Consider the following 11,665-nt stretch of genomic DNA (forward strand, 5'->3'; position numbering starts at 1 on the left):
GGCGGCCTTGCCCGCAAAACGTCCCTTGCGCCGGACAAACCGGCGCAAGTTGGCATTGTGTTCAGCCCACGCAGCCGGCTTAGTTCCAGCTACAGACGACCTTGCCGCAGTTGCCGGCGTCCATCAGGTCGAAACCCTTCTGGAAATCGTCGATCGCGATCTGATGAGTCAGCACCTTCTGCAGCGGGAAACCGGTGAGCACCATCTGGGTCATCTTGTACCAGGTCTCGTACATGCGACGGCCGTAGATACCCTGCAGGGTGAGGCCCTTGAAGATCACCTTGTCCCAGTCGATGCCGGCGCCACGCGGCATGATGCCGAGCATCGCGATCTTGCCGCCGTGGTACATGCAGTCCAGCATGTCGGAGAACGCGCGCGGGTTGCCGCTCATTTCCAGGCCCACGTCGAAACCTTCGATGTGCAGCTCTTTCACGGTGTCCTTCAGCGACTGCTTGGAGACGTTGACCACGCGGGTGGCGCCCATGTCGGCGGCGAGCTTCAGGCGGTAATCGTTGACGTCGGTGACTACCACGTTGCGGGCGCCGATGTGCTTGGCGATACCCGCAGCGATGATGCCGATCGGGCCGGCGCCGGTAATCAGCACGTCTTCGCCGATCAGGTCGAACTCCAGCGCGCAATGTGCGGCGTTGCCGTAGGGGTCGAAGAACGCGGCCAGCTCGGACGGGATCTGGTCCGGGATCGGCCACAGGTTCGAGGCCGGCATGGTCATGTATTCGGCGAACGCGCCATTGCGGTTCACGCCGATACCGACGGTATTCGGGCACAGGTGCTGGCGGCCCGCGCGGCAATTGCGGCAGTGACCGCAGACGATGTGTCCTTCGGCGGAGACGCGGTCGCCGATCTTGTAACCGGTAACGCCCGGGCCGATCTCAACGATGCGGCCGACGAATTCATGGCCGATCGTGAGGCCCGGCGTGATCGTGCGCTGCGACCACTCGTCCCACTTGTAGATGTGCAGATCGGTGCCGCAGATCGCGGTTTTTTCCATCTTGATCAGCACTTCGTTCGGGCCGACCACCGGCATCGGCACCTCTTCCATCCAGATACCCTGTTCGGGCTTGCGCTTGACCAGGGCTTTCATCGTCTGCTGCATGGGGATTCCAGGTTGGCCCTTGGGGCGGGCGGAGAAGGGGATACTCAATTCACCATTATAGATCGCGGGGTGCATGCCGTGCCTTGACGCGCTGCGGCATGGCCCGTCTGCCCCAGGACGGCGTTCAGATATCCAGGCGGACGTAATTGCGCGTGAACGTGATCGGCTGCTTGACCGACGGGGGGGTCCATTGCTCGGTCACAGTCAGCTGATGACCGTCCGGCGAGCGCACCCAGCTTTGCTCGAGCCGGATGCCGCCATCAAATTCCATCGAAATCTGCAGGCCATCCGCAGTCAGTTGGCTGCGCACCATGGCGTTGCCGTTGAGCGATTCGTGCGTGATGCCGTCGAGGCGCGCATCCAGCCGATTCGAGTTGGCGAGTGCGACCTGCACACTGTGCTCGTCCTGCTGCACATTCAGCAGCGAATCGACGTTGAGCAGGGGTGGCGGCGAATCGTTGGACGCAGCGGTATCACTGTCATTGTCGCTGGCGGTGCTGGATTTATGTCCATGGCCCCCGCCATGGCTGCCACCCATGCCACCCCCACCCATACCGCTGCCGCCCATGCCGCCGCCATGCCCACCATGCTGGCCCGAGGCCTGGCTGGCGGCTGGCGCGGCGGTCGATGTGGCGGCGGCTGGTTGCACAGCCGGCTGTTCGCGTCTTTTCTCAGCGCGCAGCCGCGCGCCAATGACCGACACGTCATCACTATGCAGCTGATCCAGCCGCCAAACGCCGTTGAAATCAGGCAGCGAAGTGTTGGCAGCGCGGGCGAGGCCGCCGGATACGAACAAGCCTGCGACGACCAGCGCGCAGGGCAGATACAGCGACTTGCGGAAGGTCATGGCAACAGTTTCACCGTGGTTTTGTTGGACTACGCCCATCGCACTTGCCGTTGAGTGGCGGCCTTGCGGCCATGCGCGGCCCAGACATCGCGATGCGTAGCACGTCCCATGAAAACGTCCGGTCCGCGGCACCGGTTGACCGTGGCGAGCGAGCCCCGTCGCCGAGCGGTTGGCTCCTCTCCTGCGACCGAAGGAAGTCCCTTCTTCGGGACAAGCAGGGGGAGGGGGCCAAAAGCCGGCCGGCTGAGAGATGCCGCGTAGGTTGGGCTGAGCGTCAGCGATGCCCAACACTGCTGCACGACAGCGTTGGGCATCGCCAACGCTCATCCCAGTGTTCGTCGCGCGTCCCGTTTGCTCCTTTCCCTGCCTGCAGGGCGAGGTTGGGATGGGAGCCCTTCATCACGTCGGTGGGAAGAGCTTTGCCCCACCCCAACCCTCCCCTGCATGCGGGGGAGGGAGCCAAAAGCTGACCCGGCCGAGATTGAAACCTAATCAGATCGGGGCATGACCACTAGAATGCGCCGATGCCTGTCGACCAACGTCCCCTCGCCATCTTCCTGATGGGTCCCACCGCCTCGGGCAAGACCGCGCTGGCGTGCGAACTCAGCGAGAGGTTCCCGCTGGAGCTGATCAGTGTCGACTCGGCGCTGGTCTATCGCGGCATGGACATCGGCACCGCCAAGCCCGATACGGTAACGCTGACCCGTTATCCCCATGCCTTGATCGATATCCGCGATCCGGCGCAGCCGTATTCCGCGGCGGATTTTCGCGCCGATGCGCTGCCGGCGATGCAGCAGATCAGCGTGCGAGGCAGGGTGCCGCTGCTGGTCGGCGGTACCGGGCTATATTTCCGCGCGTTGCAACAAGGGCTTTCCGACTTGCCCGAGGCCGACCCGGCGACCCGTGCGCGGCTTACCGCCGAGGCGGAGCAGTTCGGCTGGCCAGCCTTGCACGCCCGGCTGGCTGAGCTGGATCCGCCTGCCGCCCGCCGGATCGGCTGTAACGACGCCCAGCGTCTGCAACGCGCGCTGGAAGTGATCGAGCTGACCGGCCGGCCGCTGTCCGAACTTCAGCGCAGCGGCGCCACGGGCTCAACCGCCTTCCCATGGCGTGTACTCAAGCTGGCCCTGCTGCCGCCCGATCGAAGCGTGCTGCATGCACGCATCGCGCAGCGCTTCGACGCCATGCTGGCGGCCGGGCTCCTCGACGAAGTGCGTGCACTGCGCGCCCGCGGCGACCTCCACGCCGACCTGCCGGCAATCCGTGCCGTCGGCTATCGACAGGCGTGGGAACACCTGGACGGTATGACTGACCTGGCCGAGTTCCGCGACCGCGGCATCTTCGCCACTCGCCAGCTGGCCAAGCGCCAAATCACCTGGCTGCGCAGCGACTTCGGTGCACGACTGTTTGATCCCGATCAACCCTCCCTCAATGACCGTGCCACTGACGCCGTGCAGTTGTTTCTGAGCGGTCCCGGCGCACCAGACAGGGCATGAGCCTGGCGCGGCACCCCCATATGCCACCAGCGTGAACGACGGCGCTTTTCGCACTTAACAATCTCCTTTCACCAAGCGTTTGAAAGCAGCTAAGATTCCAAGCAAGTTGGGCCGGGGCGCCTTCGGCGTTTTTTCTCGGGCCTGTCCGTTGCAAGGGGAGAACAAGAAATGTCCAAGGGACAATCGTTGCAGGATCCGTTTCTGAACGCGTTGCGTCGTGAACGCGTGCCAGTCGCCATTTATCTGGTCAATGGCATCAAATTGCAGGGCACGGTCGAGTCCTTCGACCAGTTTGTGGTGCTGCTGCGCAACCAGGTCAGCCAGATGGTCTACAAACACGCCATCTCCACCGTGGTACCGAGCCGCAATGTGCGTATCGGCAATGGCCATGACGGCCATGACGGCCACGACAGTCATGCCGACGCATCACCTGCATCGGACGAAGCTGACGCTTGATTGAGGGGATGTTCGCCCGCATGAAGTAGGTCTGATTCGCTAAAGAGGCCACTTCCACTAGATGTTTGATAGACAGAAGAAGGGCGACCGCGCCGTACTGGTGCTGCCGCATTCCCGCGGCGAAGGTGACACCACCCGCCGCGGGGAAGAGTTCGCCGAACTGGTCAAATCCGCCGGCGCCGAAGTGCTGGGCGTGGTGGCGGCCCGGGTCGAGGACCCCAACCCGCGCTATTACATCGGCAGCGGCAAGGCGAACGAGGTGGCCGAGGCCGTGCTGGCGCTGGAAGCGGACGTGGTGCTGGTCGACCACGAGCTGACTCCCGTGCAGGAGCGCAACCTCGAAAAGCTGCTGAATGTCCGCGTGGTGGATCGGGCCGGCCTGATTCTGGACATCTTTGCCCTGCGTGCGCGTTCGCACGAGGGCAAGCTCGAAGTGGAGCTGGCCCAGCTCAAGCACGTTGCCACCCGGCTGGTGCGCGGCTGGACCCATCTGGACACCCAGCGCGGCGGCCTGATCGGCAACCGTGGCCCGGGTGAAACCCAGCTCGAACTCGATCGCCGCCTGCTTGGCGAGCGCGTCAAGATGCTTACCAAGCGGCTGGAAAAAGTGCAGACCCAGCGCAGCCAGCAACGTCGCGCGCGCCTGCGCAACACAGTGCCGCGCGTGGCGCTGGTCGGCTATACCAATGCCGGCAAGTCGACCCTGTTCAATGCGCTGACCACCGGCGACGTCTACGCGGCCGACCTGCTGTTCGCCACGCTCGATCCGACCGTGCGCAAACTTGAAGACCTGAGCTGCGGCCCGGCCGTATTGGCCGACACCGTGGGCTTCATCCGTGAGCTGCCGCATGATCTGGTGGCCGCTTTCCGCGCCACCCTGGCCGAAGCGCGCGATGCCGACCTGCTATTACACGTCAGCGACGCGGCGGACGACGAGCGCGAGCGTCTTCATCGGGTGGTCGACAAGGTGCTCGACGAGATCGATGCCGGCGACCTGCCGCAGCTGCAGATCATGAACAAGATCGACGTCGCCGGCATCGAGCCGCGGATCGACCGCGATGCTGCCGGCAAACCGGTACGTGTCTGGCTGTCTGCCGCCACCGGTGCCGGCATCGATCTGCTGCGTCAGGCGCTCGGCGAGCTGCTCGGTGGCGAGCGGGTGCAGTCCGCCCTGCAGTTGCCGCTGACGGCTGGTCGGCTACATGCTCGGCTCAAGGCAGCCGGGGCGATTACTGGTGAGACAGTCGATGAACACGGCTGGCAACTGGTGATCGATGCCCCACGGAGCGTCATCGCGCCTTTGAGCGGTGGCGATGCGGCTGAAACCCGGCTGTTGCGCGAACTGCTGGCTCAGCCGGAATAGCGGCGGCTGGCAGCGGAAGATTCCATTCGGCTCTGCTAGAATGCCCAGCGTTTGTGCGATCGCCTGTCGGGCCGCACACCGCTTCGGCAGCATTGGCCCCATCTCATGTGCAAACCCGTTCAACGTGTGTTCCGGCCGCGGTTGCCGGCCTCCCGGCGGCCCCAAGGAGACTGACAGTGGCATGGAATGAACCCGGCAACGGGCAGCGTGATCCATGGGGCAAGAATCGCCAGACCGGCAAATCGCCGCTGGACGGCTTGCTCAAGACCCTCAAGACCCATCTGGGCAAACTGGGGCCTGGCCCCGGCAGCATCCTCACGGGTGTGCTGGTGCTCCTGGTCGTGGGCCTGCTGCTCTCGAGCTACACCATCATCGATGCGCGGCAGGTCGGCGTCGTGCTGCGCTTCGGCCAGTATTCGCGCACGTTGAGCCCTGGCTTTCACTTCAAGCTGCCGCAGCCGATCGAGTCGATCAACAAGGTCGAGGCGACCCGCGTGCGTTCGGTCAACGACAAAGTGACCATGCTTACCCGCGACGAAAACATCATCGCCGTCGATTTCACCGTGCAATACCAGGTGGACGACGCGCGCAAGTATCTGTTCTCGCTGAACGACCCGGACGGCACCATCCAGGCCGCAGCCGAGGCGGCCGTGCGTGGCGTGATCGGTGGCAGCGACATGGATCAGATCCTGTCCGCCGCCGGCGCCAACCTGGTCAGCGAAGCGCAGGTGACATTGCAGAAAACCATGGACGGCTACGACTCCGGCCTGCGCGTGACCGAAGTGAGCTTCCAGAACGTGTCGCCGCCGAAAGAAGTCAAAGACGCGTTCGACGACGTCAACAACGCCCGCGAAGACAAGCAGAGCATCGAGAATGCCGCGCTCGCGTACGCCAACAAGGTCGTGCCGGTCGCCCGTGGCGACGCCGCGCGCATCGCCGCCGAGGCCTCGGGCTACAAGGCTGAGCGCATCGCGCGCGCGCAGGGCGACACCACCCGCTTCAACCAGATCCTCAAGGAATACAAGGCGGCGCCGGATGTCACGCGCAAGCGCCTGTGGCTGGAGACGATGGAGCAGGTGTTGGCCAACAACCCGAAAGTGATCGACAGCACCGGTGGCCGCAACATCATCAACATGCCGTTTGGTCGCGCCGATGCGCCGCCAGTGAACCCCGCGAACACCGGCGCCGTCAGCGCCGTGGCACCGCCGGCTACCGATGGCAGCAGCGATGCCGACAAGGGGAAGCAGCCATGATGAAGATCACTTCTGCCGTGATCGCCGCGCTGCTGATCCTGCTCGGACTCAACAGCGTATTCGTGGTGCGCGAAGGCCAGAACGCGCTGCTGCTTCAGTTCGGCCGCATCGTGCGCACCGACTTCCAGCCGGGCCTGCATCTGAAGATCCCGCTGATCCAGCAGGTGATGCCGTTCGACAATCGCATCCTGTCGCTGGACGCTGCGCCGGAGCGCTACTTCACCTCCGAGAAGAAAAGCGTCAACGTCGATTTCTACGTGAAATGGCGGATCGCCGACAACGCCTTGTACTACCGCGCCACCGGTGGCGATCAGTTGCAGGCGGCACAGCGGCTGACCCCGATCATCAAGGACGCGCTGCGTTTCGAGTTCAATGCGCGCACGCTGCAGGAGCTGATCTCCGGCGGCCGCAAGGACATCACCGAACGTGTGCGTGTGCAGACCGACGCGGCAGCGCGCAAGAACCTCGGCATCGCCGTGGTCGACGTGCGTATCAAGCGTATCGACCTGCCGGACGAGGTCAGCGAATCGGTCTACAAGCGCATGCGCGCCGAACGACTGCAGCTGGCCAATGAATTGCGTTACACCGGGCAGGAATCGGCCGAGAAGATCCAGGCCGATGCAGATCGCCAGGGCCAGGTATTGCGCGCCGATGCTGACCGCGACGCCGCCACCATTCGTGGTGATGGCGACGCGCAGGCGGCGGCGATCTACGCGCAGTCCTACGGCCAGGACCCGGAATTCTTCGCGTTCTATCGCAGCATGGCCGCCTATAAAAAGTCGTTCGAGGACGGCAAGGGCGTGCTGGTGCTGAAGCCTGATTCGGAATTCCTGCGTTACTTCAGCGATCCGATGCCAGCGACGGCAACGAAGCGCTGATCACCACCGATGCCGCACGAAGCGGCCGGGTCGTAAAACCATTCACCGACTGCCCCACGCGTGGGGCATGCAAACCTGAGCGAGAAGATCATGGGTAAGTCAGTCGTAATTCTTGGTGCCCAGTGGGGCGACGAAGGCAAGGGCAAGATCGTCGATCTGCTGACCGAGCGTGTCAGCGCCGTGGCGCGTTTCCAGGGCGGTCACAACGCCGGCCACACGCTGGTGATCAAGGGCAAGAAGACCGTGCTGCACCTGATCCCCTCGGGCATCCTGCGCGACGACGCGCTGTGCCTGATCGGCAACGGCGTGGTGCTGTCGCCCGCCGCGCTGATGGAAGAAATCGCCGAGCTCGAAGCGAACGGCGTCGAAGTGCGCTCGCGCCTCAAGATCAGCCCGGCCACACCATTGATCATGCCGTACCACATCGCCGTCGATAAGGCGCGCGAGATCGCCGCCGGCGGCAAGGCCATCGGCACCACCGGTCGCGGCATCGGCCCGGCCTATGAAGACAAAGTCGCCCGCCGCAGCATCCGCGTCGCCGACCTGATGTATCCGCAGGAACTGCCGGCGCTGCTGAAAACCGCCGTCGACTACCACAATTTCATCCTCACCCAGTGGCTGAAGTGCGAGCCGGTCGATTACCAGACCGTGCTGGACGACGCGCTCGCCTGGGGCGAATACATCCGCCCGATGGTCGACGACGTTGCCACCATCCTGCACGACATCCGCAAGGAAGGCGGCAACATCCTGTTCGAAGGCGCGCAGGGCGCACTGCTCGATATCGACCACGGCACCTATCCCTACGTCACCTCCAGCAACACCACCATCGGCGGCGCACTCGCCGGCACCGGCGTGGGCGCACGCGACATCGACTACGTTCTGGGCATCTGCAAAGCCTATGCGACCCGCGTCGGCAGCGGCCCGTTCCCGACCGAACTCAACGACGAGATGGGCGAACGCCTGCGCAAAGTCGGCAACGAATTCGGCGCCAGCACCGGCCGCCCGCGCCGCTGCGGCTGGATCGACCTGGTCGCGCTCAAGCGCGCCACCCAGATCAACGGCATCAACGGCCTCGCCATCACCAAGCTCGACGTCCTTGACGGCCTCGAAACCATCAAAGTCTGCATCGCCTACGAATACCGCGGTAAGCGTCGCGAACTCGCCCCGCTCGACGCCGACGGTTGGGACGAGTGCAAGCCGGTTTACCTGGAATTCCCGGGCTGGGAAGAATCCACCGCCGGTATTCGCGACTGGAACAAGCTGCCGCCTGCTGCGCGTGCGTACTTGCGTGCGGTCGAGGAGCTGTCGGGCTGCCGTCTAGCGCTGGTGGCTACTGGTGCAGATCGTGAGGACACGATCGTGCTGGATGATCCGTTTGCTTGATCTTTCCCTAACGAGCGTTACATGAAAGGAGGCCCCGCATCGCGGGGCCTCTTTGTTTCGGACGGTGGCATTCGGGCATCACGATGCGCTTCAGCTAACCATTGACTTCAGCTTCGCGTCCGCGACGCTAGTGTTCGGTAGAGAGTGACGCTTTGCCACGAGGAACAACCCATGTCCGACGAAAATGCCAAGACTCCCGCCGACCATATCGGCGATACGTTGTCGCAGTTAAAGGAGATGCGGCATTACTCCAAGAACAACGTGGAGGCGCTAACCACGTCGTGGCTGCTGTTCGACGGTGAGTTGTCCAAGCTCAAGCAGGCCGAGAAGATTGCTGATCTGATGGATCGTCAGGGGCAGCTGCACGAGGCGCTGGAAACGACGATCACTGAGCTGGAGGACGTGCTGGAGAAGATGAAGCCGGAGCCTGAGGCGTAGTTCTTCGCGTCGTGATTGCCGTCGAAGATGAGGACAGCTGATTGGTGCGAACGATCTGGTATTCAATGCAGCAAGGCGCGCGTTCGTAGAGTCGCTCGCTGTTTTGATCCGAACTTGATGCCACTGCCAAGCATGAAAAAGAGGCCCGCATTGCGGGCCTCTTCGTATCCGCTTTTCTGCCGCGATTACGCCAGCGTACGCAGCTTCGCCTCGCGATCCCACTGCCGGGTCTTCGCCGCCTTGATGAATCCCTTGGTGTCGTCCGCACCAACCACGCCCGCATCCTTCGCAACACCGGCAGCTTTCAGCACAGCCTGCGCGCCAGCATCAGCGGCGATGGCTTTGAGGTGGGCGAAGGCTTGACTGGCGAAGTCGACAGCGGCGGCCTCTTTGGCCAGCTGCTTGCCGGCTTCATCGGACAGCACGATGGCGACGGCGTCGAATACCAGTGATGGCGTGCCCAGCAGCTGACCATCGGCGTCGACGGGTTTGCCGTCGCTGAGCTTGATGTTGCCGAGGCGGATGGCGACGAGCTTGGCGGTGGCGCCGGCCGCTTCTATCGCCTTGCGCAGTGACTTGATGGTACCGGCGTCGGAGCCGTCGTGGATCAGGATACCGACGCTGCGGCCCTGCAGGGTGTCCTTCATCTTGCCGATGATCTGCAGTGCGGGGGAGTTGGGCATGTCTTTGGCTTTGACGGCGGTGGGTGCGGCGGGCGGCAGGCTGGCCATGCCCAGGCCGTTGGCTACGCGCCGGGCCAGATCTTCGTCGATGTTGCGCAGGTGGCCGACGACGGCTTCACGCACGTGCGGGGTTCCCACCTTGGAATTCTCGAACACAATGGACGAGGCGATGTGCGCCTGCTCGTAGCGGGTCTGACTGCGATAAAACTGGCGCGCCTGGCTGTAGTGGTCGGCGAAGCTTTCGGCGCGGATGCGGCCTTTGGCGCCGTTTTCGCTTGGTGTGGCAGCACTGTGGAATCCGCTGGCGACTTCACGTGCCGAGGTCGGATCGAGTGAGCTCGGCTCGTAGTTCACGCGGCCCTTGGGTACTTCCATCTGCATGTGGCCGTCGCGCTGCTGGTTTGCGAACGGGCACTTGGGTGCGTTGATGGGCAGCTGGTGGAAGTTCGGCGAGCCCAGCCGCGAGAGTTGCGTGTCCAGATAGGAGAACAACCGCCCCTGCAGCAGCGGGTCGTTGGAGAAGTCGATGCCCGGCACGATGTGCGAGGGGCAGAACGCGACCTGCTCGGTTTCGGCGAAGAAGTTGTCGGGCCAGCGATCCAGCACCATGCGGCCGATCACGGTGAGCGGCACCAGTTCTTCGGGGATGAGTTTGGTCGGGTCGAGATGGTCGAACGGGAAGGCGTCGGCCTCCTTCTCGGTGAACAGCTGCACGGCAAGATCCCATTCCGGATAGTCGCCGGCCTGGATCGCTTCGAACAGGTCGCGGCGATGGAAGTCTGGATCGGCGCCGGCGAGTTTTACCGCTTCGTCCCATACGGTGGATTGCAGGCCGAGTTTCGGGCGCCAGTGAAACTTCACGAAGGTGGATTTGCCATCGGCATCGATGAGTCGGAAGCTGTGGATGCCGAAGCCTTCCATCATGCGCAGCGAGCGCGGGATGGCGCGGTCGGACATCGCCCACATGATCATGTGCATCGCTTCGGGCGTCAGCGAGATGAAGTCCCAGAACGTGTCGTGCGCCGAGCCGGCCTGCGGGAAGCCGCGGTCCGGCTCCATCTTCACGGCGTGGACGAGGTCTGGAAATTTGATCGCATCCTGGATGAAGAACACCGGGATGTTGTTGCCGACCAGATCCCAGTTGCCTTCCTTGGTATAGAACTTCACGGCGAAACCGCGCACGTCGCGCGGCGTGTCGATTGATCCGGCGCCACCGGCGACGGTGGAGAAGCGCGTGAACAGCGGCGTCTTCACACCGACCTCGGTGAGGATCTTTGCGGTGGTGACTTTCTTCAGCGACTTGGTCAGCTCGAAATAGCCGTGAGCGGCGGAACCGCGCGCATGGACGATGCGCTCCGGGATGCGCTCGTGATCGAAGTGGGTGATCTTCTCGCGGAGGATGAAGTCTTCCAGCAACGTCGGCCCCAGCGGGGTAGCGCGCAGCGAGTTCTGGTTGTCCGAGACCGGCAGGCCCTGGTTGGTGGTGAGCGCCGGATGCTGGCCGCCGCCACGCTGATGCAGCTCGTCACCCGTACCGCGGGTGTCGCCAGTCTTGGTATTGGCGGCTTTCGTCTTGGTGGATTTCGAGGACGACGTGCTGGGCTTGATCTTCGCCATGGGTTTGCTCCGGGGCAGGGGATGGGTATCCCCCGAAGGTGCACCCCGCGAGGTGAACACTTCGTCGACTGTTCCGTAAGAAAACTGATGGATCGATGCGCTGTTACGCATCCGCCACCTGGGCCAACCTGACACTC

At 63.6% G+C, this 11,665-nt stretch carries 10 protein-coding genes; 7 read left to right on the forward strand and 3 right to left on the reverse strand.

Features of this window, described 5'->3' with window-relative positions:
• Positions 1-79 precede the first annotated feature (79 nt).
• Positions 80-1,102 (reverse strand): L-threonine 3-dehydrogenase, encoded by a 1,023-nt coding sequence (gene tdh, locus HDE77_RS06140; protein ID WP_184416359.1) that lies wholly within the window; start codon positions 1,100-1,102, stop codon positions 80-82.
• A 136-nt stretch (positions 1,103-1,238) separates the two neighbouring features.
• Entirely contained in the window at positions 1,239-1,961 is a 723-nt protein-coding gene (locus HDE77_RS06145; RefSeq protein WP_184416270.1) for a hypothetical protein, read from the reverse strand.
• 524 nt (positions 1,962-2,485) lie between these two features.
• On the opposite strand from HDE77_RS06145, the gene miaA reads away from it, so the two are divergent.
• From miaA to HDE77_RS06180, 7 genes are all read left to right on the forward strand, one after another.
• Positions 2,486-3,457 (forward strand): tRNA (adenosine(37)-N6)-dimethylallyltransferase MiaA, encoded by a 972-nt coding sequence (gene miaA / locus HDE77_RS06150; protein ID WP_184416271.1) that lies wholly within the window; start codon positions 2,486-2,488, stop codon positions 3,455-3,457.
• A gap of 168 nt (positions 3,458-3,625) precedes the next feature.
• Complete coding sequence (hfq, locus tag HDE77_RS06155) at positions 3,626-3,913, forward strand: RNA chaperone Hfq (protein WP_184416272.1); 288 nt, start codon at positions 3,626-3,628, stop codon at positions 3,911-3,913.
• 61 nt (positions 3,914-3,974) lie between these two features.
• Positions 3,975-5,276 carry a ribosome rescue GTPase HflX gene (gene hflX, locus HDE77_RS06160; RefSeq protein ID WP_184416273.1) on the forward strand — a complete coding sequence of 434 codons (1,302 nt, stop codon included), beginning with the start codon at positions 3,975-3,977 and terminating at the stop codon, positions 5,274-5,276.
• A 176-nt stretch (positions 5,277-5,452) separates the two neighbouring features.
• On the forward strand, positions 5,453-6,529 hold the full coding sequence (gene hflK, locus HDE77_RS06165; protein WP_184416274.1) for an FtsH protease activity modulator HflK: 1,077 nt from the start codon (positions 5,453-5,455) through the stop codon (positions 6,527-6,529).
• Entirely contained in the window at positions 6,529-7,407 is an 879-nt protein-coding gene (hflC, locus tag HDE77_RS06170) for a protease modulator HflC (RefSeq protein WP_184416360.1), read from the forward strand. Before hflK ends, hflC begins: the two co-directional genes overlap by 1 nt.
• A 90-nt stretch (positions 7,408-7,497) precedes the next feature.
• Positions 7,498-8,790: an adenylosuccinate synthase gene (locus tag HDE77_RS06175; protein ID WP_184416275.1), complete on the forward strand. Its 1,293-nt coding sequence runs from the start codon at positions 7,498-7,500 to the stop codon at positions 8,788-8,790.
• A gap of 171 nt (positions 8,791-8,961) precedes the next feature.
• Complete coding sequence (locus HDE77_RS06180; RefSeq protein ID WP_184416276.1) at positions 8,962-9,228, forward strand: hypothetical protein; 267 nt, start codon at positions 8,962-8,964, stop codon at positions 9,226-9,228.
• Between the two features lie 185 nt (positions 9,229-9,413).
• Here HDE77_RS06180 and HDE77_RS06185 read toward each other — a convergent pair whose 3' ends face one another.
• A complete protein-coding gene (locus HDE77_RS06185; RefSeq protein WP_184416277.1) occupies positions 9,414-11,528 on the reverse strand; it encodes a catalase in 2,115 nt (704 codons plus the stop codon).
• Positions 11,529-11,665: the final 137 nt, after the last annotated feature.

This window comes from Rhodanobacter sp. MP7CTX1, assembly GCF_014205795.1.
In the GTDB taxonomy this organism is placed as follows: domain Bacteria; phylum Pseudomonadota; class Gammaproteobacteria; order Xanthomonadales; family Rhodanobacteraceae; genus Rhodanobacter.

Excerpts from the sequence above, each read along its gene's own strand:
- tdh (WP_184416359.1), bottom strand. The coding sequence starts at position 1,102 with ATGAAAGCCCTGGTCAAGCGCAAGCCCGAACAGGGTATCTGGATGGAA.
- hflC (WP_184416360.1), top strand. The coding sequence starts at position 6,529 with ATGAAGATCACTTCTGCCGTGATCGCCGCGCTGCTGATCCTGCTCGGA.
- miaA (WP_184416271.1), top strand. The coding sequence starts at position 2,486 with ATGCCTGTCGACCAACGTCCCCTCGCCATCTTCCTGATGGGTCCCACC.
- hflX (WP_184416273.1), top strand. The coding sequence starts at position 3,975 with ATGTTTGATAGACAGAAGAAGGGCGACCGCGCCGTACTGGTGCTGCCG.
- HDE77_RS06185 (WP_184416277.1), bottom strand. The coding sequence starts at position 11,528 with ATGGCGAAGATCAAGCCCAGCACGTCGTCCTCGAAATCCACCAAGACG.
- HDE77_RS06145 (WP_184416270.1), bottom strand. The coding sequence starts at position 1,961 with ATGACCTTCCGCAAGTCGCTGTATCTGCCCTGCGCGCTGGTCGTCGCA.
- HDE77_RS06175 (WP_184416275.1), top strand. The coding sequence starts at position 7,498 with ATGGGTAAGTCAGTCGTAATTCTTGGTGCCCAGTGGGGCGACGAAGGC.
- hfq (WP_184416272.1), top strand. The coding sequence starts at position 3,626 with ATGTCCAAGGGACAATCGTTGCAGGATCCGTTTCTGAACGCGTTGCGT.
- HDE77_RS06180 (WP_184416276.1), top strand. The coding sequence starts at position 8,962 with ATGTCCGACGAAAATGCCAAGACTCCCGCCGACCATATCGGCGATACG.